This window comes from Corynebacterium sp., assembly GCF_030826625.1.
Classification (GTDB): domain Bacteria; phylum Actinomycetota; class Actinomycetes; order Mycobacteriales; family Mycobacteriaceae; genus Corynebacterium.
This window is the reverse complement of sequence record NZ_JAPJNQ010000004.1, coordinates 1-22,231: the sequence shown is the minus strand read 5'-3', so window position 1 is coordinate 22,231 and position 22,231 is coordinate 1. Positions and strand designations below refer to the sequence as shown.

The 22,231-nt window shown below is 54.9% G+C and carries 21 protein-coding genes, 2 pseudogenes and 1 CRISPR repeat array; of the genes and pseudogenes, 13 read left to right on the top strand and 10 right to left on the bottom strand.

Features of this window, described 5'->3' with window-relative positions; translation table 11 throughout:
* Position 1: 1 nt before the first annotated feature.
* The 5 genes from RCH87_RS01150 to RCH87_RS01130 all read right to left on the bottom strand — a co-directional run bounded on the left by RCH87_RS01150 (position 2) and on the right by RCH87_RS01130 (position 3,849).
* Positions 2 to 1,039 carry an ATP-binding protein gene (locus RCH87_RS01150; RefSeq protein WP_373690887.1) on the bottom strand — a complete coding sequence of 346 codons (1,038 nt, stop codon included), beginning with the start codon at positions 1,037 to 1,039 and terminating at the stop codon, positions 2 to 4.
* 209 nt (positions 1,040 to 1,248) lie between these two features.
* Positions 1,249 to 1,632 (bottom strand): hypothetical protein, encoded by a 384-nt coding sequence (locus tag RCH87_RS01145; protein ID WP_306514915.1) that lies wholly within the window; start codon positions 1,630 to 1,632, stop codon positions 1,249 to 1,251.
* A 246-nt stretch (positions 1,633 to 1,878) separates the two neighbouring features.
* Positions 1,879 to 2,709, bottom strand: a complete 831-nt coding sequence (locus RCH87_RS01140) for a VOC family protein (protein WP_306514914.1) — start codon at positions 2,707 to 2,709, stop codon at positions 1,879 to 1,881.
* Positions 2,709 to 3,032, bottom strand: coding sequence for an RNA-binding S4 domain-containing protein (locus RCH87_RS01135; protein WP_306514913.1), 324 nt, complete (start codon positions 3,030 to 3,032; stop codon positions 2,709 to 2,711). The genes RCH87_RS01140 and RCH87_RS01135 overlap by 1 nt, the downstream gene beginning before the upstream one ends.
* Before the next feature lie 49 nt (positions 3,033 to 3,081).
* The gene (locus RCH87_RS01130) at positions 3,082 to 3,849 is read right to left on the bottom strand and encodes an SDR family oxidoreductase (protein WP_306514912.1); all 768 of its coding nucleotides are present in this window, start codon (positions 3,847 to 3,849) and stop codon (positions 3,082 to 3,084) included.
* A gap of 63 nt (positions 3,850 to 3,912) precedes the next feature.
* On the opposite strand from RCH87_RS01130, the gene RCH87_RS01125 reads away from it, so the two are divergent.
* Positions 3,913 to 4,995 carry an AbrB family transcriptional regulator gene (locus RCH87_RS01125; RefSeq protein WP_306514911.1) on the top strand — a complete coding sequence of 361 codons (1,083 nt, stop codon included), beginning with the start codon at positions 3,913 to 3,915 and terminating at the stop codon, positions 4,993 to 4,995.
* Positions 4,996 to 5,455: 460 nt separating this feature from the next.
* Here RCH87_RS01125 and RCH87_RS01120 read toward each other — a convergent pair whose 3' ends face one another.
* A complete protein-coding gene (locus RCH87_RS01120) occupies positions 5,456 to 6,925 on the bottom strand; it encodes an ATP-binding protein (protein WP_306514910.1) in 1,470 nt (489 codons plus the stop codon).
* A gap of 121 nt (positions 6,926 to 7,046) precedes the next feature.
* Entirely contained in the window at positions 7,047 to 7,361 is a 315-nt protein-coding gene (locus tag RCH87_RS01115) for an NYN domain-containing protein (protein ID WP_306514909.1), read from the bottom strand.
* Between the two features lie 24 nt (positions 7,362 to 7,385).
* Here RCH87_RS01115 and RCH87_RS01110 point away from each other — a divergent pair.
* From RCH87_RS01110 to RCH87_RS10385, 4 genes and pseudogenes are all read left to right on the top strand, one after another.
* A pseudogene (locus tag RCH87_RS01110) lies at positions 7,386 to 7,585 on the top strand (hypothetical protein).
* A 34-nt stretch (positions 7,586 to 7,619) separates the two neighbouring features.
* A complete protein-coding gene (locus tag RCH87_RS01105) occupies positions 7,620 to 7,745 on the top strand; it encodes a transposase (protein WP_034658154.1) in 126 nt (41 codons plus the stop codon).
* Between the two features lie 3 nt (positions 7,746 to 7,748).
* Positions 7,749 to 8,432, top strand: coding sequence for a DDE-type integrase/transposase/recombinase (locus RCH87_RS10390; RefSeq protein ID WP_373690886.1), 684 nt, complete (start codon positions 7,749 to 7,751; stop codon positions 8,430 to 8,432).
* A pseudogene (locus tag RCH87_RS10385) lies at positions 8,335 to 8,544 on the top strand (IS3 family transposase); the annotation flags it as partial. The gene RCH87_RS10390 and the pseudogene RCH87_RS10385, both read left to right, overlap by 98 nt.
* 3 nt (positions 8,545 to 8,547) lie before the next feature.
* Here the strand turns inward: RCH87_RS10385 and RCH87_RS10380 are convergent.
* Positions 8,548 to 9,000: a toxin glutamine deamidase domain-containing protein gene (locus RCH87_RS10380; protein ID WP_373690885.1), complete on the bottom strand. Its 453-nt coding sequence runs from the start codon at positions 8,998 to 9,000 to the stop codon at positions 8,548 to 8,550.
* 12 nt (positions 9,001 to 9,012) lie between these two features.
* A CRISPR array of direct repeats spans positions 9,013 to 10,749; the repeat unit is 28 nt; unit sequence GGCTCATCCCCGCATGCGCGGGGAAAAC.
* A 317-nt stretch (positions 10,750 to 11,066) separates the two neighbouring features.
* On the opposite strand from RCH87_RS10380, the gene cas3 reads away from it, so the two are divergent.
* The 8 genes from cas3 to cas2e all read left to right on the top strand — a co-directional run bounded on the left by cas3 (position 11,067) and on the right by cas2e (position 20,103).
* Positions 11,067 to 13,904, top strand: coding sequence for a CRISPR-associated helicase Cas3' (cas3, locus tag RCH87_RS01095; protein ID WP_306514907.1), 2,838 nt, complete (start codon positions 11,067 to 11,069; stop codon positions 13,902 to 13,904).
* A gap of 61 nt (positions 13,905 to 13,965) precedes the next feature.
* Positions 13,966 to 15,642 (top strand): type I-E CRISPR-associated protein Cse1/CasA, encoded by a 1,677-nt coding sequence (gene casA, locus RCH87_RS01090; protein WP_306514906.1) that lies wholly within the window; start codon positions 13,966 to 13,968, stop codon positions 15,640 to 15,642.
* Between the two features lie 27 nt (positions 15,643 to 15,669).
* Positions 15,670 to 16,287: a type I-E CRISPR-associated protein Cse2/CasB gene (casB, locus tag RCH87_RS01085; RefSeq protein ID WP_306514905.1), complete on the top strand. Its 618-nt coding sequence runs from the start codon at positions 15,670 to 15,672 to the stop codon at positions 16,285 to 16,287.
* A 25-nt stretch (positions 16,288 to 16,312) separates the two neighbouring features.
* Entirely contained in the window at positions 16,313 to 17,443 is a 1,131-nt protein-coding gene (cas7e, locus tag RCH87_RS01080; RefSeq protein ID WP_306514904.1) for a type I-E CRISPR-associated protein Cas7/Cse4/CasC, read from the top strand.
* 2 nt (positions 17,444 to 17,445) lie between these two features.
* Positions 17,446 to 18,168, top strand: a complete 723-nt coding sequence (cas5e, locus tag RCH87_RS01075) for a type I-E CRISPR-associated protein Cas5/CasD (protein ID WP_306514903.1) — start codon at positions 17,446 to 17,448, stop codon at positions 18,166 to 18,168.
* Entirely contained in the window at positions 18,165 to 18,812 is a 648-nt protein-coding gene (gene cas6e / locus RCH87_RS01070) for a type I-E CRISPR-associated protein Cas6/Cse3/CasE (protein ID WP_306514902.1), read from the top strand. The genes cas5e and cas6e overlap by 4 nt, the downstream gene beginning before the upstream one ends.
* 5 nt (positions 18,813 to 18,817) lie before the next feature.
* Entirely contained in the window at positions 18,818 to 19,762 is a 945-nt protein-coding gene (gene cas1e, locus RCH87_RS01065) for a type I-E CRISPR-associated endonuclease Cas1e (protein ID WP_306514901.1), read from the top strand.
* On the top strand, positions 19,759 to 20,103 hold the full coding sequence (cas2e, locus tag RCH87_RS01060) for a type I-E CRISPR-associated endoribonuclease Cas2e (RefSeq protein ID WP_306514900.1): 345 nt from the start codon (positions 19,759 to 19,761) through the stop codon (positions 20,101 to 20,103). The genes cas1e and cas2e overlap by 4 nt, the downstream gene beginning before the upstream one ends.
* 242 nt (positions 20,104 to 20,345) lie before the next feature.
* On the opposite strand, the gene RCH87_RS01055 is transcribed toward cas2e, so the two are convergent.
* Positions 20,346 to 20,957, bottom strand: coding sequence for a NaeI family type II restriction endonuclease (locus RCH87_RS01055; protein WP_306514899.1), 612 nt, complete (start codon positions 20,955 to 20,957; stop codon positions 20,346 to 20,348).
* 5 nt (positions 20,958 to 20,962) lie between these two features.
* Positions 20,963 to 22,072, bottom strand: coding sequence for a DNA cytosine methyltransferase (locus RCH87_RS01050; protein ID WP_306514898.1), 1,110 nt, complete (start codon positions 22,070 to 22,072; stop codon positions 20,963 to 20,965).
* Positions 22,073 to 22,231 lie beyond the last annotated feature (159 nt).

Here is a 22,231-nt window from a genome sequence, read left to right as displayed (position 1 = left end):
GTTATTCCCCAAGCACTGTCAGCGGGACGACGAAAACGCCGTCGTCTCGTTGGTACGCCAGACCGGTCGGGACGACGACGATGAGTGCTTCCGGCGGCCGAATGATTTTTGCGCTCACCCGCAACAAGTTCTCCGCTGCCGCGTCGATGGCATGCTGGCCAAGTTTCACCTCCAGCCCGATCCACGCACCATCGGCGGCTTCCACAACTGCGTCGATTTCATCCCGGCCTTTCGAATCACGGTAATGAAATACCCCGCGCGCTTTATTTTTCTGCGCGTAGACTCGCAAATCATGGACCACCTGGCTTTCAAATAAAAACCCGAGTGACTCCGGCTCTGCCAATAACCGATCAGCATTCGCCCCGAGTAATTCGGCCGCCAATGAAGGGTCGCACAAGTGACGCTTTGGTGTTTGTAATGCGGCGGTCCGTGAACGCAGCTTCGGTGCCCAGGCTGGTTGATCCTCGGTTAAAAACATACGCTCGGCGAAATCATGCAGCACAGATGGTGCAGTTTCGCCGATGGGCAGTGCCGCAGCATCATTCATCCTGCGGCCAATCGCGCTAAAAGTAGCAGGTTGCGCCGATAAAGCTGCAATCGCCTCCAGAAACACGCGGATCCGACGTGGATCCCGGCGCGGACCAGCAACAGAAGGAAAGTCGTGCTCACACGTGTCGTCAAGATACGAGTGGTTCATCTCTACTGCGGCCTCGTGCGACATATTCAATGCGCCCGGCCATCCACCTCGGACAACGCGCGCGATGAGCTCGGAAAAATCACGTTCGGATTCCGCGATCGCAGGTGATTCCCCACGCAATAACGCGGCCAAGGAAACCTCCCCGGTGGAATCGCCGGTTTCCTGCAACGTCATCGTCCGCATGCGCAAGCGACGAAACCGCCCTGCGCCAGAGTGACGCATTGGATGCTCATCAGGAGTAGCAGAACCAGTGAGCAGAAATTGGCCCGCTTGCCGACGACGGTCCACCTCGTGGCGCACTTCATTCCAGACTTCCGGCACCACTTGCCACTCATCCAGCAAACGCGGAGTCTCGCCGTGCAATGCGGTGGCGGGTTGTTCGCGCGCTCAGCCTAGCAGCCTGCGGCATTTCTCCACTTCTGCCTAATGGATTTCTCCGGTAGAACCTAGTGGATTTCTCCAGCAGAAGGTGCGGCATTTCTCCACACATCAGCCGCAATTACGTCAGGTCGATTCCAGCACTATCTCGCTCAGACTTCATAGTCGCGGAGCTATACACTTGAGTTATTATTCCGCGATTCTTCCTCGGACAGTTTCTTGTCAAATGATCGCGTCTTGTACTCGCGCAGCATCACCAAGACCACGGCGCCACTTACAAAACCTAGGCCAACTGTCTGAGTAATTCCCCAGACATCAAAAATTGACAGTGCTTGCAAAATGCAACCTGCGAGCGCTATGCCAAGTGTATTACTGGAATCAGGAATAGGGTTTCGTACCAAGTACAACAGAACCGCAGCTGCTAAAGCGAATACCAAAAGGTTTTCAAAATTCAGACCACCCCCAAAAACCGTTGCCAGCATTAAAAGCAAAATTAGACAGCCGACGAAGAGTGACTGTTTTCGAACTTTTTCATGCTCTACATCATGCTTGCTCATGCAAGTTCATGATAATCACCAAAGTACTCAATGACTAATGTCGCGTCAACACTCTTCGTGTGATATAAGTCACTTTATGGTGTTCATATTGCTTCAAGCACTGTCAGCGGGACGACGACAACGCCGTCGTCTATTACACACGTGATTTCTCCATCATTGGATAATGGATTTCTCCAGCAAAAGGTGCGGCATTTCTCCACCGGCGTGCAGCTCGAGCTACAGTAGCGATCACTACGGCAGGTCAAACTACGGCAGGTCGATCCCATCCAGCGGGTCTTCTTCGCGGCCTTCCTCCGGTGCTTCTTCCACCTCGCACAAAGTGACGGTGGCACCGGTCGGATCCGCGATCAAGCACAGGCGCCCAAACGGCGAATCCCACGGCTCGCGGATGACCTCGCCGCCAAGTTCAGCACAACGACGTGCGGCCTCGTCGGCGTCGGCAACACCCAAATACGTCTGCCAAAAGCCCTTGACCTGCGGCGGGAACTGCCCCTCGGCCTTCCACAACCCTGCGAAAGGCGCGCCGTCGGCCATCGCCGCGGCATAGGTGCCGTTCGGGTACACGCCGTCAGCATCGGCTTCGTCGTCAGTCAGCGTGCGGATGCCCCAGTCGAATAGCTCGTGGTAAAACTCCACCGCATCCTCGAAACCGGCATTACAGGTCAGCTCGTGCCACACCGGGGTCGACGGCTCACCAGCAGCGATAAACTTATCCTCCCCCTTCGGCTGCAGCAGGCCAAACAATCCGCCGGCGGCGTCGGCAAGCACGGTCATGGTGCCCAATTCCACCTCGCGCGGGTCGGCCAACACGGAACCGCCGAGCTTGCGTACCTTCGCGATGTCCGAATCGATGTCGGCGCTCAAGAAATACGTCACCCACGTATCCGGCGCGTTGGTGCCCTCCGGCTGCGGGATCAAGCCCGCGACAGGCAAGCCCTGCAGGCGCGCAATGCGGTAATCGTCGCCAGAGATCTCCCAGCCCAACAGCCCGGAATAAAAATCGGCCGCGGCCTGCGGGTTTGAGGTGGTCAGATCCGCCCAATAGGGCATGCCAACTTCAGCAATAAATGCGGGCATTACATGTTCCTCCACTTCTCGGGATCAAAATCGTCGTCGGCGGTGGCTTCGTCGAAGTAGTCGTCGTCGCCAAGATCGTCGTCGTCAAGCTCGTCGGCCGCAGCCACGACCACGCACTCGTCGTCAATGCACACCACATCGCCAGGGTGCAGCGCGGCGCCACGCTTGTCGACGGGCGCGCCGTTGACAGTCACCGCACCGGCAGCGATCAGCTCTTTCGCCTCCCCACCGGTGGCGACCAGGCTGGCCAGTTTGATGAATTGGCCGAGCTTGATCGCGTCACCGCTGATGGGAACCTTGGGGTAATTATCCGCAGTCGTCATAGCGGCCAGGTTACCGAACCGCCGCGGTGGCGATTAAACACAGCCGCCATTACACCTGGTCGCGTGGGGTAATCTGCATGGTGTCGATATTCATGTGCGCCGGTAGTGCCGCGACCCAGCGCACGGCCTCGGCGATGTCCTCGGCGCTCAGGTTCAGCTTGTCGGCGTAGACCTCGGCGGCCTTCTCGGCATCGCCGCGGAAACGATTCAGCGAGAACTCCTCGGTAGCCACCCGGCCCGGGTCAATCTCGGTAACCCGCAGCGTCCCCGGGTTTTCCAAGCGCAACACCCGGTTGAACGCGCGCACCCCGTGCTTAGCGGCGTTATAGCCCGCGCCACCGGCATACGGGGTCCAGCCAGCCACCGAACCGATGTTGACCACCAGGCCGGCGTTGTCGCCTGCAGCGTTATCGGTAGAAGCCAGCAACGACGGCAAAAATGCCTTGGTCACGCGCACCGTACCGGCGACGTTGATCTCGTACATGCGATCCCAATCGTCCAGCGAAGATTCCGCGATCGATTCCAGCCCAATCGCACCACCGGCGTTGTTGACCAGCAGGTCGATGCGTACGACGGCTGCCGCCAGCTTGTCGACGCTTTCCTGGCTGGTCACGTCCAGCTGGTGCGCGGTGGCACCGATCTCGGCAGCGAGTTTCTCCAACCGGTCCATGCGCCGGGCGGCGATGACTACGCGCCAGCCGTCGTCGGCAAGCGCTTTCGCGGTGGCGGCACCAATGCCGGAGGATGCGCCGGTAACCAGGGCGGTTTTCTGCTGTGGGGATGCAGTGGTCGCGGAAGTCTCAGTGGAATCAGTCATGCGTCACATTTTAGTGGACACGGCTGAGCTCGCAGGGCCGCTCGGCGGCTATGGTGGATAGCGATGAAACTGCAATCCTGGACACTGCCATCCTGGACGCCGCAATCCTGGCGGTGGTTCCTGCTCGCGCCCGCGTCCGTGGCGCTCGGGTGGGCGCTGGATGCGGTGGGGCTGCCGGCGGCGTGGATTATCGGCGCGATTTTGATCTCTGGCACCTGGAGCTTGTCGACGGGCGAGCAGCTGAATGTGCACCCGGTGTTTTACCGTTTCGGTCGCGGCATCATCATGACGTTGGCAGCGGTGCCGTTGACGCAGATTCCGGCGGCTGACCTGCTGCATTTCTTGCTTCCCGGGTTGTTTGTGACCGCGTTTACGGTGACCGTGGGCGTGATCGGTGGAGTGCTGTTATCGCGCGCGCAACCGCGACACATCAGCCCAGAGACGGGTGTACTGTCGATGTTGCCGGGTGGGGCGTCGGTGGTGTCCACCTTGGCAATCGATTTCGGGGCGAATTTCCGTTATGTCATGCTCACGCAGTTTTTGCGGGTGCTGGCCTTGTCGCTGACGCTGCCGATGATCGTGCATCTATTTATGAGCGAGCAGCTTCATGAACAGGGGTTAAGCAACGAGAGCCCGTGGTGGATGCTGCTGGTGTTCGCCGTGATTGCCCTGGGTGCCGAGCCCGCCGCACGACGGTTGCACGTGCCCGCGCCGACGGCGTTGGGGCCGCTATTGGCGACAGTGCTGGCGGCCGCCGTGCTTCCCGACGGCGTGGAGGTGGCACCGCCGGCGTATTTGGCGATTGTGGCGTTTTTGTCCATCGGCTGGGTGTGCGGTGGTTCGCTGCAGCGCGATACTCTGGCGTTTTTCTCGAAGCAGTTGCCTGCGACGTTCGCGTTTTTGGGTGCGCTGATGGCAGTGTGCGCGCTGAGCGCGTGGCCACTGACGGCGTGGCTGGACATCACCTATTTCGAGGCTTACCTCGCGACCAGCCCCGGCGCGCTGGAGACTGTGTTGGCGTTGTCTGCGGAAGGCAGCGCTGGTGCCGAGGTGGTGGCGATCCAGATCATCCGCTTGTTGGCGGTGCTGTTGCTGGCGAGCTGGTTGCCGCAGGTGCTGCACGCGGTGCGGAAGCTGCGGCGATAGGTACGGTTTGACCTCTTTTGCGTTATGAGCATAGGGAGCGTGTTTATCACGCGCAGACAGCGCCGTATAAGCTCGAGCAGCACAGCCTGCAATTTTTGCCCGATGATGACGGCTGGAACAAAAGATAATAAGCGCTTCAGTCTTATGAAAGCCACTATTGTTCACTTACGAGGAATAAGACAAGGAGAAGCTAATTATGCATAAGGCGTTACTCAATGGGCTACTTGGTGTAGCCATTGGCGGAATTGCAATCCTTATAGTGTGGGTCACACTTCCCTCCCCTGAATCTCCTTGGTTCTTCTTTGCCACTTTTCTAGCAATAACCGCTATCAGTGCTGCAGCTGAAATCATCCAAGCCTTAATAAAAAGAAAGAGAAAGAAGCCGGATTCAGACCCAACCTGAACATAACACTCAACATAACACCGGTGTTATGTTATGCGGGAAGTTAAGGTGTTATGTTCAGGCATCTGGGTCACCGGACTCATTCTTACCGCCCTCATTCTTGACGACGCGATAGCGTTGCTTGGGGCTGCGCTGTGGTTCGGTACGATCTGCATAACCGGTTTTTACCAGTGTGTTGAGCGCTTTTTGTACAGCCGTTCGGCTCAGCTGGGTTTCGTTGACCAATTCCGTTGTCGACCATGATTCCTTTTCTCCCAACAACTGCTTCACCTGGTCAGTAGCGGTTCCATGGCGTACTTCTTGGATCACTCGACGTTTATAAAAAGTGATAGTGAAATGCGTCAGGGAGTTTTTGTATTTCGGTGGTGGCATGAGCGCTTTCGCAAGCGCTTGTTCAATCACCGCAATACCAGAACCCCTGTTTTCCGCGACAGGACCACCGTCATCGAAGCGAAGCTCTTCCAAGAACGTTGAAAGACGCTGGTTGCGCGAGCTAGTCACGCCAGCTTCCCCCAAATTTTCCGTGGTCACACCACCATAGAGACCACCTGGGTTGGTGATCTCTAGCCGGTCTTCATACATCATGATCTGCACCTGGCTGCCGCGCGCTTCCGGTGAATAGTCGCGGTGCATCAGCGCATTTACCAAGGCCTCGCGCACAGCTTCCAGTGGGTAATCAGGCATGTCGGTGCGATAGACCTCACCGATCTTGCTAGCAGTGCGCATATTCTTGCGCACCATAGTAATGCCAGCTTCTACCATATCCGGGATGGTTCCAGGCAAAGTGGCACTATCGAGGAACCGAACACCGTCGGCCAGATCACCAATTTCCGTACCAGGGATGAGAGCAAATGCCACGGTTAACCGTGGGAAGAACTGCTGCGGGTAATCACCCATCGTGAGCAGCGCGGCGAAGGTCGGGTGATCGTCGGCAAGCACCCCAAGCCGATGCTGCGCAACATCGTTGCCCTGCGCGAACGTTTTTGGGCGCAGCTCTTTTTGTCGACGCAGAAAAGACTCCAGTAACTCGGTGTCCAAATCCTCTGGGCCAGCACCTTCTACCGGGGCATAATCCCAGGTTGGCTGTTGTTTTTCTTCCAACAACCGATCAATTTCATATTGCTTGAGCAAGCGCTCGCCGTCGCCCGTGCGGGTATAGGCACCTTTATATAAGCCCCGGTCAGCGACATAACAAGGTTTATCTTGCCGACGCAACGGCTCAACTTCGACGACAACCAGTGAGCTGCCTTCGAAAACATGGGTGGACACATCTGGGCGCACCATCGGGGTCAGTTGCTCGCACCGCGTCGCAATTGCATCGGTGGCCTGCGTGCTATCGAAACCCTCGATGGGAGAATACCCGTTCTGTTCATCGAGTCCCACCAGTACGATACCACCGTCATCGTTGGAAAAGGCAGACAGGGTTTCTAGTACGTTCTTGCCGACGCGTGATTTCACCTCCACCCGCTGGGTTTCCCCAACTATGCGCAGGTGATGAATCATTTCGCGCAGCTGCTCAGCATCCATATTGTGAGCATAACACTCAACATAACACTGGTGTTATGTTGAGTGGGAAGTTAGGGTGTTATGTTGCATCGGAAAACGGGCCAGCCGTATCTTAACTAGCAAAAGACAACCCTAATTATCATTAGATCTCTTCCTCGTCTTCTTCTATCCCCTCATTTGTTTGGCTCAAAATATGAAGGGGATCTTTTTTATTATCTGGCTCCTGTTGGACACATTCTCTTCGCCCGTCAATGTGCTCACTCAGACTCGGAGAAATCGAACCCCACATAGGGTCTAAAATAAAATCAATACCAGACCGACGTGCATGTTTTGCAGCTGGAACGAAGTCACTATCTCCCGAGATCATAATGATCTGGTTAACAACGTTTCTCTCAGCTAACGAGGCGATATCCAAACCTATGCGCATGTCAACGCCTTTTTGGGTTATTTCCAACACGAAATCATTCTCTTGCAGATTGAAGTGTCCCAGGTTTTGTTCCGTTTGAGTAGATGGGAAAATCTTCGAACATGCCCAAAAAATTTGACCAGGATGCAAAGGACCGCGTAGTCCGCCTCGTGGAAGACCGCATCTTGGCGGAAAATATGTCGATGCAATCCGCGTGCCAAGCAGTAGCCCCAAAGCTGGGGGTTTCATGGCACACGGCTCGTCAATGGACTTAAGCCTGCTCGCCGTTCGGGAACCATCCTAGAACCTGTGCCTGAAGATTTGGCCGCCGAAAACGCAAGGCTACGCCGTGAAAACCAAGAACTACGCGACACCAATGAGTTGTTGAAAGCTGCCTCAGCTTTTTTCGCATCGGAACTCGACCCGAAACGTTAAGAAATGATCCGGTTCATCGACGAATACCGGAATCGTTTCTCAGTCGAGTTTATTTGTACGACGTTGAAGAACAATCGCGAAGGTGGCTTCATTACCTCGCGTGGTTATCGCCAGTCCAAAGCTCGTGGGCAAAGCGCTCGCCGCCTTCGCGATACTGTGCTGGTTGAACGTATTAGTGCTGTTCATCAAGCTAATTACGGTGTCTACAGTGTGCGGAAAATGTGGCATGCTTTACGCCGTGGCCGAATCGATATCGGCCGTGAACACACCGCCAGATTGATGCGTCTGGCTGGTGTTTCTGGCAAAGGTAAAGGCCGGTCACCGGTGACCACTCGTAGATCAAAGACGGTGGATACGCGCCCGGATTTAGTCCAACGCGAATTCAGTGCCGCAGCACCGAATAAGTTGTGGGTCGCCGATATTACTTACGTGCGCACGAAGAAAGGTTTTGTCTACACCGCTTTTGTCACCGACGTTTACTCCCGACGGATCGTTGGGTGGGCGTTATCAGACTCGATGCGCACTTCAAGCACTGCCGCTGCAAGCTCTCAACCAGGCGATAGTGTGTGCAGAAGAAACAACAGGTTTGGTGCACCATTCAGATCCCGGGTCGCAGTATGTCAGCGTGGTCTACAACGAGCGGCTAGCCCAGCACGGGATTGCCGCTTCTACCGGGACTGTTGGTGACTCCTACGACAATGCTCTAGCTGAGAATGTCAACGGTTCTTACAAGAATGAGCTGATCCATACTCGCAGGTGGGATGATGTTGTCGAGGTAGAAATCGCGACATTCGAGTGGGTGTCATGGTGGAACGAGACAAGGCTCCACCAGAGCTTGGGGTACCGCACCCCGGTCGAGGTTGAAGACGCGTTTTGGGAACAAGATGGGTCCCGGGAAATAATGGAAAATAAGGTAAATGCCTAGGAACAAAACCCAGTACACTTCACTGGAATATGTTGCTGTGGGGACTATTTTACCTGGTTGCGCGTCGTAAAAAACGATTTTTCCGTTGACTTTCTCCCAGTCCCACGTATGCCCACCACCGTCTTTCCAGTCAGCCGACGCTACACCGCGTGCACCTTCAGGGACCGCCCTATTCATCTGGTGAATAGTCGATTGGTTCCAGCTTTTACCCCTAGTCTTTTTGACTGCTCTCCAAAGTGGTCTGTATCTACCATCTGTCGTCTGGAAACTGATAGCGGTCGCTAGACCCGCATTGGTCCTGTCTGCATTGGCCGGTAGCGGGCTGCGCATAGGTTCCATCTCGGCTCATCCCCGCATGCGCGGGGAAAACAGTTGGCGAAGCCCTGCTTTAAGCGCGTCCATGGGCTCATCCCCGCATGCGCGGGGAAAACAACCTCGACCTGGTATGTGCGGCTACCGCCACGGGCTCATCCCCGCATGCGCGGGGAAAACATGGCACGCAGTGGGTGGACGATCCATTTCATGGGCTCATCCCCGCATGCGCGGGGAAAACATTCCCAGTACTGGGAATTTATACTGGGCAGCGGGCTCATCCCCGCATGCGCGGAGAAAACTTATGTAACGCAATAGCGGCGGCAATGCCTGACGGCTCATCCCCGCATGCGCGGGGAAAACAAAACCGGCAGCGAGCACGCCTCAACCAGCCTGGGCTCATCCCCGCATGCGCGGGGAAAACTTAAACCCACCATTAGCGAGCAACAACGCCACGGGCTCATCCCCGCATGCGCGGGGAAAACGTATTACCCCGCATTATGGGCGAGTGTGGCTGAGGCTCATCCCCGCATGCGCGGGGAAAACTTTCTTCATCGGCATGCAAACAGTAGCTATCAAGGCTCATCCCCGCATGCGCGGGGAAAACGACGAAAGTTTCGGCATCGAAAGTAAACATAGGGGCTCATCCCCGCATGCGCGGGGAAAACCTGCCATAACCTCATAAGCAGAGTTCAGTAGGGGGCTCATCCCCGCATGCGCGGGGAAAACGACCCCCCAATGGATTTTCCCAATTTTTCCGCTGGCTCATCCCCGCATGCGCGGGGAAAACTTACTGTAGCCATGGCTGAATACACACCCCAAAGGCTCATCCCCGCATGCGCGGGGAAAACTGGGCGATGCCCACAGTCACGGCAATCAGCGCGGGCTCATCCCCGCATGCGCGGGGAAAACACCACCGCGGAGGTTGCTCGGACCAACCGTGAGGGCTCATCCCCGCATGCGCGGGGAAAACTGGAGCTGGAGGAAAAGCAGCTGCGCGCTGACCGGCTCATCCCCGCATGCGCGGGGAAAACGGTGGACCCGGCGGGTAAGGCTCACCGCGCGTAGGCTCATCCCCGCATGCGCGGGGAAAACCGCCAGCTGGCAACACTGGAAGCCAGCGTCCCAGGCTCATCCCCGCATGCGCGGGGAAAACATTCACCTCTCCGACTATGCGGTACCCGGTATGGGCTCATCCCCGCATGCGCGGGGAAAACCCGGATTCGCGGGAGGTTGACGTGCTGGCGGAGGGCTCATCCCCGCATGCGCGGGGAAAACCATGGGCGCAATCCGGATCGGAACCACCACGAGGGGCTCATCCCCGCATGCGCGGGGAAAACAGCGTGGCGGAATAACCTGTCCAGACAGCACCGGGCTCATCCCCGCATGCGCGGGGAAAACCATCACCGAATAGGCGGGGGCATTCGCAGGGTGGGCTCATCCCCGCATGCGCGGGGAAAACCGATCATCGGTGCCAGTGGCAGCAACCGAGTTGGGCTCATCCCCGCATGCGCGGGGAAAACGAAGAGCTGGCTGCAAAAATTGACCGCATTCACGGCTCATCCCCGCATGCGCGGGGAAAACTAAGCGCGGCTGGATAATCGAACAAGATCTACGGGCTCATCCCCGCATGCGCGGGGAAAACGGCATGTGGCTCGGTGATGGTTGGTCCCATGCGGGCTCATCCCCGCATGCGCGGGGAAAACTTTGTGCTCACCACAAACCGCGCGGCAGGTAGCGGCTCATCCCCGCATGCGCGGGGAAAACCCTCCTTGAACTGGTTCAATGGAGGGCAATCGAGCCAACTAGATACAACTTATCATGCGGCAACTATCCACATGAAGCCCCGCTAGCGCGGGGAAGAATGAGAACCATTATCAAGTAAGGGCTCACCCCTGCTGTCGCAGGGACAGTGTTTAATTTAATACCTAGAAAACCACAGCTCAATAACACCACTTGTAAACGTGATACCTAATTTGTTAACTTACTCGATAAGGGATTGAACGAATCAAGATTGAGCCACCACGTGGGCCTTGTTATCACCAATAAGAACAACTCGAAATAATCACCACAGAAAGCACACAATGAGAACTCCACCACTTTTACCAAAATCTACAATTGATTTTGCAAACACCATGGAATCGTGGGTGGCAAGTAAAAGCCGCCAGGCGAAATCATTGTGGGCAAAAACTGGTGACGAATCCGGCCATCTCAATCTTCCGCAGCACCTCGCCGACAGCGCATGCGCCGCCGCAGCTGTCTTTGACATATGGGTAAGCAATGCCACCAAACAGAATCTCAGCCACCATCTTGGAATTTCAGTAGAACAGCTTCGTATCCTGTACACGTTCCTAGCTGGAACACATGACATTGGAAAAGCGTGCAAAACCTTCCAGACCCAAATTGAAGCAATCCAAGACTATTCTCACTTAGTAACCAACGTGACAGATGCGGGCTTGGACACCACAAAAAGCACACTCGAACTAGGCAGAGAAAAAATGCCCCACGGAGTTGTTTCTGGGGTTATTTTACAGTCCTGGCTTACCACGCATGGCGTAAAACCAAAATTAGCAATCTGGCTCTCGTCGACCGTCGATGCTCACCACGGCATCGCGTCGCCAAGCTCAGAACAAGACGCCATCGCACGGGTCATCGCAGATTATTCCCAATCTTGGCGCAATGTCCACAACGAATTGCTTGACGCGATGGCAGAAGCGACAAATTTTCACAAAATCATTGCCCCTCTAGGACGAGCACGAAATTACCTGGCAGGCGATGCCCAACTGCTTACAGGGCTAATCGTCATGGCCGACTGGATCGCGTCGAACGCCGAAGCTTTCCCGATGCAGGTCACAAAGAGTCAAGTCGAACGAATCACGAATGGCATGGCCACCACAGACCTCACCGAACCATGGACGACGGATCTGCCGCCCCAAAACATCGACCTCCTTCTCAAAGAATCGTTCGGCTGGCCAGAAACGTTCAAAGCGCGGAGCATCCAAAAAGCCATGGTAGAGATCGCCCAGAGCATACAAGAACCCAGCCTTATTATCCTCGAAGCCGAAACTGGCGTCGGCAAAACCGAAGGCGCCCTGGCGGCAGCCCACGTCTTGGGACATGCACAGCAGTCGCAAGGCATATTTTTCGCTGCTCCTACCATGGCCACCGCGAATGGCCTTCTCGAACGCACCATCAACTGGGCCGAACGCACCACGGAGACGTCGTCAGTCGCATCCCTCTACCTTGCCCATTCCAAAAATCAACTGTCCCAGCCTTACCAAAAGCTCCGGTTTCGCGGCATCGGAGAAAACAGAATCGACCCCAATAATTCGAATAAAACTAGTGGTGATGTCGTTGCTAGTTCTTGGATGAGCGGTCGACGACGCGGATTACTCTCAAACATTGTCGTAGGCACAGTGGACCAGGTTCTCATGCTTGCTCTACAGCAGCGTTACTCGATGCTCCGGCACGCGGCATTAGCTGGAAAAATCATCATCTTCGATGAGGTTCACGCCTACGACGCCTATACTTCCGATTACTTGGAAACCACCCTCGAATGGCTCGCATTTTACGGCGCATCCGTCATCATGATGTCCGCCACCCTGCCACCCCAACGTCGTCAAGCACTCATTGAGGCATATACCGGGGTGCAAACTGATGAATCTCCGCAAGCATATCCACTGATCACAGTCGCCAATGAAACGACAACGCAGTACGTGACGCCGGAACCAACGCCAACTAATCTCGTCGCACAGGTTCACACCATTGGCGATGAACTCGCTGAGCTCACGATTCTGCTGCAAGATTTGCTTGTCGACGGCGGTTGCGCGCTGATTATTTGCAACACGATTGCCCGTGCACAAGAAACGCTGGCTGCCGTTGAAAAGAAATTCCGCAGTGAAGTCGAACTCCATCACGCGGGGTTTACTGCACGTGATCGCACGGCAAAAGAAGATGCGCTCCGTGCTCAGCTCGGACCAAATGCTGACCGTTCGACGACGCGCCCGTTCCGCAAAATCGTCGTTGCAACCCAAGTTGCCGAGCAAAGTCTTGATATTGACGCAGACGTGTTATTCACAGACATTGCCCCCATTGACCTGCTAATACAGCGTCTTGGACGCGTTCATCGCCACCAGCGACCAGCCACCGATAGACCTGCAGCGCTGCGTAATCCCGCCATGTACGTCCGCGGAATTCATACCCACAGTCCGATTCCGGAGATCGATAGCGGGGCTATGACAATTTATGATCCAAAAATCATCCTCGCAACGCTGCTGCACCTACCGGATACCTTTCGCCGACCCGACGACATCGAGCCTCTCGTGCGAGAAGTCTACGACGGGGAGCAAAATATTCCCGCCGCATGGCATGATGCTTGGCACGCTGCCGACGAGGAAAGTCGGGCGCGGGTGGAGCGCGCACATGCGCGTTCTCAGACCTACCGCACGTGTTCACCATTCGCTGCTAAGAGTTTGGAGAGGCTATTCGAGAGAAAACACCAAGATACCGTGAACAACGATGATGAAACCGGCGCTGCCCAAGTGCGAGACGCCGAACCTGCCGTAGAAGTAATCCCCATCGTAGAAACTGAATATGGCTACGCCCCCTGGGGTAAGGACACCGAAATTCTGCAAGGTTCAGAATTGAATTATTCGGATGCTTTCTACCTGGCAACGAGTACCGTGCGGCTACCAACGCGAATGACGAGGTACGACCGGGATTTTGACGACGTGATCAGCACACTCGAGAAAAATACGCCCGAGGAGTGGTCACAGCACTTTTTGCTGAAAGGACAGCTTGCACTCGCACTGGATACAGACAGCTCGTGCACATTAGGACGGTTTCGTGTTCGTTATTCAAATAGACTTGGAATCGAATGTTTGATCGATGACGATAACATTCGTGTTACTGACAGCAAATAGGCTTAACTACAAACACCAAGACAGCTAGTCAACAGACCGTACAAAATAAGAGGTAATCATTATGCCCACTGCCCAACCAAGAGATACAGCCACACCCGGCACTTTTAATCTCATCGATGAGCCCTGGATTCCATGCAGGACTCTCGATGGTGCTCGCAACTTAAGCATTCGTGAAATTTTCGATGGTTCTGGCAAAGCCCTAGCGATCGTTGGAGATTCCCCTACGCAAGATTACGCAGTTTTACGAGTCCTTCTCGCAATTTTCTGGCGCGCACACCACCATGAACTCGCGGAAGAGCTCACAAACCGTCGTTCACTTGCACAGTTTGAGTGGGACGAATGGTGGACTGAAACCCGTGCACAATTAAACTCCACCGGTGCAGATGACACAGTTTTAGATTATCTTGCGACGGTTCATAACCGTTTCGATTTACTCGACGCGGAAAATCCGTTTATGCAGGTGGCAGATCTACACACGTCATCGAATACTCAACAAGAAGTAGCACGCATCATTCCTGACGCAGAACAAGACTACTTCACCATGCGTACCGCCGCGGGCCGGCAAAGTTTGTCCTACCACGAAGCAGCACGGTGGTTGATTCACACGCACGCCTTTGATTACTCCGGAATTAAATCTGGCGCGGTCGGTGATGAGCGAGTCAAAAGCGGCAGAGGGTACCCCATTGGTCAAGGCTGGGCAGGGATGACCGGCGGCACCTATGTCATCGGCAGCAACCTGTTAGAAACGCTCATTCTCAACACCCCAGAATCGGCCGTCATCGACACTGGCAAAGATAAACCGGTCTGGGAACGAAAGCAGGATACCGCGGCTCAACGCTCCAAAGAACCCCAGCCACAAGGACCAGCTGACCTTGCTACTTGGCAGTCACGTCGCGTGAGGTTATTCGTTGACGCGGACAATGCCTTGGTGACACGTGTCTTGGTGAGCAACGGGGATCAAATCCCCGATGCTGGCAAAAATGTCCTCAACGATCCGATGACCCCTTATCGCTATAGCCCCAATCAATCGAAAAAAGGCCTGGATGCCTACTACGCACGCCCTTATGACACTCAGCGAACCATGTGGCGCTCGCTCGATCCGCTGATCGTCGTCGACGGAGATCCTGGATTCAAAGGGAAAGATCGCGCTCCCATCAGGCCTGCAAACCTCGCCAACCTCGCGCGAATTTCCAAGGTGACTGGGAACTCTGAGACTCTCGACGTCGCTATCGTATCTATGGAATACGGAGCACAATCGTCATCAGTCGCAACCATCGTGTCTGCGAATATCGGATTACCCCTGCACCTGTTGCGTGACGACAGCCTGTCGACAGCACATCGGCAAATCGTTCGCGATGCTGCCCAAGCAACCAAAAATGCCGCAATTTCTTTGGGCTGGTTCTCCGGACAACTGGCAGTAGCTGCAGGCGGTGACTACGCCTTTGATGCCGACGCCGCTGACCGCCTATACACGATCCTTGAACCACAATTCATTTCTTGGCTGCGCAACCTTAGCCCAGATGACATCGACGATCAGGCCACGGCATGGCAGAAGCAAATCAAGCAAGAGCTCCTGTTCATCGCCGAAGAGCTCGTTCGAGGCGCCGGACAAAAAGCGATGATTGGAAGAACTCTAGAAGGAGATGATGAAGCAAATGCACGAATTATTAATGCCGGATCGTTGTACCGGGCATTGCGCTACAGACTGAGAAAGGATCTACCGCTGCTAGAGAACTAGAAATCTACTACAACTCAAGGAAAACTGATGACTGAAACAAATCTCAAACACAGTGTCAGCTCCACGGTGTCACAGCTGCAACGTGACTATCTCGAGCGTGGCCAGACACCGGACGGTGCACACGCTCGGGGTGTGCTTGCAGAACTCCGGAAGAGCGTATCTCGTAGCGTCGAACACGACCCGCTGAGTTTACAACGCGTACTCATGACCATGAATCCCCCACTCAGCGACATAGAACTCGGACGCTCGGACGCCATGTCGCCATCTGAAAAGGCAGCCTTCCACGCCCTTTCGCTGTTCGGACTGCACATGCAGAGCGCATCAGCACCAGTACACGTTGCCTCTGCATCCTTTGCTCACGCATGCGGTCAGCTCTACCGCGGGGCAGACAGCAAATCGATCAAGCTTCGATTCGACGCAATGCAGGCTGCTGGTAGCGAGGAATCCCGCATCATTCACCTTCGCTCACTGATTTCCCTGCTGCGGTCGCAACAGCTGGGCTTTCACTACGGGCAATTCGCCGTGGATCTGCGTAACCTGACTCACCCGCAACGCCGTACCGGGGTTCTGCTGCGGTGGGGCCGTGATTTCGCCGTCGGAGCTATGCGCCCGTCTGCACAAACCAAAACCGAACCAACTTCTTAATCTTCTCACCCGAAAGGACAATTTTATGTCTCTCATTGTTGATATCCACGCTCTGCAAACCATTCCTCCATCACTGATCAACCGTGATGACACCGGGGCACCAAAATCCGCTGTATTCGGTGGAACCCCACGTCAGCGAGTGTCTTCACAATCGTGGAAACGCGCCATCCGCAAATTCTTCGAGGACAATTTTGATCCAGAGCAGATCGGTGACCGTTCTAAGCGTTTACCGGAAAAAATCGCACGCAAACTTGAAGACGCTGGTCTGGAACAAGCTGAAGCAATCAGCCGTACAGAACAGCTGTTCAAAGCAGCTAAAATCAAAACCTCGGTGCAAAAGCTATCCAAAAAAGACATTGAAAACGGAGTGGAGGCAAACCCATATCCAGAAACTGGATACCTGTTGTTCTTGAGCCAGCACCAAATTGACCGCGCTGTGTCAGAGTTGCTGGAACGCGATGGCGAAAATTTGAAGAAGAATGAGGCCCAAGAAATCCTGGACACCGGACACTCGGTGGACATGAGCATGTTCGGTCGCATGGTCGCTGATGATGCTGCGTACAACGTGGACGCCTCGGTACAGGTTGCCCATGCCCTGGGAATCCACGTGAGCGCACCAGAATTCGATTTCTTTACCGCAGTCGACGATCTGGCTGAAGAAGGTGAAGAAACTGGCGCTGGCATGCTCGGTACCGTCCAAATGATGTCATCGACGCTGTACCGTTACGCCACTGTCAACGTTGATTCACTCACCGAGAATCTGGATTCCCGCGAAAACGCGGTCCAAGCAACAGAACAGTTCATCGATGCTTTCATCAAGTCGTTGCCAACAGGCAAAATTAACACCTTTGCCAACCAAACTCTGCCAGAACTTGTCTACATCACCGTTCGTGATTCTCGGCCAATTTCGCTGGTTAATGCCTTTGAATCACCAGTTGAGGCTACCGAATCGGCGTCTCGTCGCGAGGTTGGCGCACAGAAGCTCGCAGAAGAAGCTCACGATATTGAGACTGTCTACGGCTTCACACCGCGTGCTGCATTCGTGCTTGGTATCGGTGATTTGACGAAACCATTCCAGGATCTCGCAGAAACCATCACGCTCCCGGAACTCAAGGATAAAATCACCGATGAGCTACGCCGCGCAGCTGGAGAGTAAAAATGACGTATTCACTGTTACTGCTATTGAAAGGGCCACTCCAGTCTTGGGGCGATGCCTCACGGTATAGCACCCGTGCCACGGCTGAACGCCCCAGTAAGTCTGGGATTATCGGCTTGCTGGCTGCTGCCGAAGGGCGTCGGCGCACAGACTCAGTGGAAGACTTAGCAGCACTGAAATTCGCTGTTCGAGTCGATCAGTCAGGAAGACTGCTGCGCGATTATCAGACTGCGCAACCGTGGCAAACTAAGCCCTCGGCGCCTGCGAAACTATCAACCCGATATTTCCTGTCCGATGCAGCGTTCGTTGTCGCCATTGAGTCAGACACCAAAGAGCTTCTCGACGGCATGGCCGAGGCACTTCGCAACCCGAAGTTTCCGTTGTTCATGGGGCGGCGTTCTTGTCCAGTGCATCCAGGGCTAGTCATCGGAGTCACCGAGCACGATGCAGAAACCGCGCTTCGTCAGCATAAAACCTGGCATGCCACAAAAAACCACCAGGAGAACGCTCCGCGGACTGTATACCTCGCAATTTATCGCGATGCTGAAATCACCGAAGAAGGTGCAGAAGCACGACAAGACGTGCCTATTTCCTTCGACCCACAACACCGTCAATACGGGTGGAGAGGTGTAATCCGATGCGACGATGTGACTCTCGATAACCCACAAGGCAGAGAAATCAGCTCTGATCCGGACCGATTTTTTGAGGCGGTGCTACGCGCATGACCACACTGACACGCGTACAAATCAACCCAGCTCGTCGCGGAGGGCGAAAACTCCTCACCGATCCACAAGCCATGCACGCTGCGGTGCGAGCATCGTTTCCACCAGACTTAGACGACTCCACTGCACGCGTCCTGTGGCGTGCTGATAAACGACAACATGACCATGTGCTCTACATCGTGGGCCCCGAAAAACCCACCGGCAACCATTTAGTGGAACAAGCCGGTTGGGAAACCCGCCCCGCAGAATCTGCGGATTATCAACGCTTCCTTGACACGTTGATGATCGGGCAACACTGGCATTTTGAACTCGTTGCTAACCCAACCTATTCGGAGTTCGAAAAAGGCAAACGCGGGAAAGTACGGGCACACGTATCAGCCGAGCATCAGCTGAATTGGCTACACAAGAAAGCTGCTCAAGCTGGTTTCGAGGTTGACACAGCTGCAATCACTGAGCGCTGGACCGACCACTTCCACCGTTCAAAGCAGGATGGAAAAAACAGTCGACCAGTGCGCATCGCAAAAGCTCGTTTTACAGGTACCTTGCGGGTCACTGATGCAGCCAAGCTGCGTACTGCCCTTACCCAAGGAATCGGTCGGGCCCGCGGCTACGGATGTGGCTTACTCACTCTCGCACCGGTGCGGTAACGGCGATGCCCACACCAAATGAAGTACCGGTCACGCGCAAAGCCCTATCTCAAATGAGTGACCGCATCTCGTTCCTTTATGTGGAACGAGCAGTGGTTAACCGTGATGGAAATGCACTCACCATCATGGACCAGCGGGGCGTGGCTCACGTACCAGCCACGAAACTCGCTGTGCTCATTCTCGGCCCCGGCACCCGAATTACTTATGCAGCCATGGCGCTGCTCGGTGATGCTGGTGCAGCAACGGTCTGGGCTGGGCAGCGTGGTGTTCGCTATTACGCACACGGTCGGTCACCAGCCAAGTCTTCGCGCATGGCAGAAATCCATGCAGAAATCGTCACCAACCAGCGAAAACGTCTCGACTGCGCACGAAAAATGTATAGTTTACGTTTTCCCGGTGAAGACGTATCTGCCCTGACCATGGCGCAATTGCGCGGGCGCGAAGGTGCGCGCATGAAAAGAGTCTATGCTGCAGAGGCCAAACGCACCGGGGTTGCGTGGAACCGCAGGGAATACGATCCCAACGATTTTGATGCTGCAACACCCATCAACCAAGCATTAACCACTGCGAGCGCATCGCTGTACGGCATCGCACACGCTGTCGTAGTTGGGCTAGGATTCATTCCCGCACTAGGAATTGTTCATAACGGCACCGACCGGGCATTCGTGTACGACATCGCAGATCTCTACAAAGCTGAAATCGCTATTCCCGCAGCTTTTTCAGCCGTGGCAGCCGCGCCAGATAACCCAATTCCTCTCGTTCGACGGCTGCTACGCGATGCAGTCGTCGACAAGCGCCTCATGCAGCGGATGGTCCATGACCTCAAATCTGTCATGAGCGTTCCTGACGAAGAACCATTTAGTGACGCTGAACTCTACTTATGGAGTGAGTTGGAAGTGGTCTCTGCAGGCATGAACTGGTCTGAATTTGAAGAGGCGCAACCGCAATGATCGTTCTCATCGTGACTGCGTGCCCGGCCGGGTTGCGCGGCGACCTAACAAAATGGCTCACCGAACTCAGCCCAGGGGTTTTCGTCGGCACTCCTTCTGCGCGCATCCGTGAATTGTTGTGGGCAAGAACCATCGAGCTATGCAAAGACGGCCGGGCCCTACTTGTGCAAGCAGCGAAGAATGAACAAGGAATGGAGTTTCGCACGCACCGTCATGACTGGGAGCCAGCCGATTTCGACGGCCTCACCCTGCTCATGCGCCCGCAAAAACGAAAAACCGGCACCCGACGAACCGGTTGGAGCAACGCACGGCAACAGCGGCGTTCTTACAACCAGCGATGAATCCCGATGCTCGTCGCTTCCCGCACAATATGGCACGCGATAGACCATGAAGGCCTTCATATCGGCCACGACAACACCGCCCACAGGAAGTAGAAACCAAGTACTATCGCACCGAGCCCATCAACACAGGCTCGTAAAAGAAGCGGAACTAAACCCAGAACGATTCACATTCAGATATACACAGCATGATTCAGGCCATACTAAATCTGCTGCTCAGCTGGGAAGTCTTCCCCAACCGGGGCTCAATCTGGTTTTTTAAATGGCACTTTCGGAGCGATGACCACTGGGTCGAGCGGTTGCGCTTTCCTCCACCTCTTACCAGCAATCCATGCAAAGGGCGCGGAGTCTGTTTCTTCATGCGGTACCAACCGCACAGACACTGATTCCCCATCTTCGGGCACAGGAAGATCAAGTTGTTGTGCGATTTCCCGGTGATATTTGAAGTCACCAAGAACGACGACGCCTTCTGGCTGCAGCGCGCTACGTGATCCCCCGTTGTAGCGCACACGCTTCATATAGTCTTTTTGCTGCGCCACGGTTGCGACGATTCCTCGGGGGATGATCATTTCTTGCGCGGTGCGAAAGAGCTCGTTGAGCCGTGCAGCCCCAGAGGAGCAATTCAATATTCGGTTTCTATCTTCCTTCGACAATTGCAACAACGTGTTGGGAGGAAATGGCGCATCAAAATGCAGCCACACAATCGAATCTCTGCCATGTTTAGCGATACTCCGTTTGCGATCACGGTTGCCGCCTTTAGTCAGTATTTCGTCTTGAATGTGGACGAAGCCGACGCGAAACGTACTTTTAGCGTCATCCGCATGGCAAAGCATGCCATAATGCCCGAGGGCTTCCATCGGGATCAACCTTCTGAAAAGCAAGTACTAACTGCTGCAGAGCTTCTTTCGGCGTCATTTCTGAACTCACTTCCTCCCCTAAAGTAGCTCCAACTGTCGCACCCGGGTGGGTTCGGCAGACACAAAGCCGTCGGCAATGGGTAATTTCTGCAAGGCTTTTTAATTTGTTCACCGAGTGCTTGTGCCACTGGCGGTGGAAATGCATTGCCGACTTGCCGCCATTGTGCGGTTTTTCCGCCAGCCCACTGCCAATCATCCGGGAAACCTTGGATCACTCCACCCATACGGACGGTCAACCGCGGCATAGCTTGTGCTGGATCAACCGTGAAATCTGCAGACGGCGGTTCGGCAGCAATCGAGGTTCCTTTTACGCCCAGGTTTTTCCAGGCTTCTTTCGCTCGGGTAGGCCCCACATCAGGTCCTCCGTGCTTTTTGCTGCCGCCCACCAACGTTGGTGCAACTTTATTCGCATTACGCGCCCACTGTTTTGCACCTGGCCAACCATTTTCCGCCATCAGCTCATACAGTGCTTGGCCCACGGTGACATGCTCGGTAGCAGCCTCGGGCCAACTAAAGAACTCCGCAAACTCATTCTTGAGCGCGACCAGAATAAACCGTGGACGCAGCTGCGGCACACCATAATCTGCTGACTGCAGCAGCTTCCAAAATGACGTATAGCCCAAGCTTTCTAACCGACGAATAATGTCATTGCGGTAAGCGGTGAATCGTTGTTGCCCAAGCCCTTTGACATTTTCGAGCAACACCGCCGAGGGATTGATCTCTTCGATTAGACGCAATGCTTCGGGAAAAAGATCGCGTTCATCATCAGCGCCTAGCTGTTTACCCGCGATAGAAAACGGTGGGCACGGCACACCCCCTGCGAAGAGATCGATCTGATCCCGCCATTGCGTACCGTCGAAATCGTGCACATCCATTTCGTGCACGTTCCAGCCACCATGCGGCCCAGTTTCTCCGCGATTCAACCGCAGAGTCTCAGCTGCCCAGTTATCAATTTCTACTACCGCCGCATGATCAAATCCCGCGTTTTCCAACCCGAGTGCTTGCCCACCTGCACCAGCACAGATCTCCAAGGAGGTCAGTCGCGTTGATGTCATTGGCGGATCCTTTCCGAAAATGCGGGGCACCAGTGTTGTGTTCCGCTTGCTCGTTACCAAGCATAAACATGAGCTGAACGCACCCGCTAAAAATAATCGAACATGTGTTCGCTTTAGGTATAGGGTTAAACCCTCCCCAAGGCCACCCCAGAGCTAGCC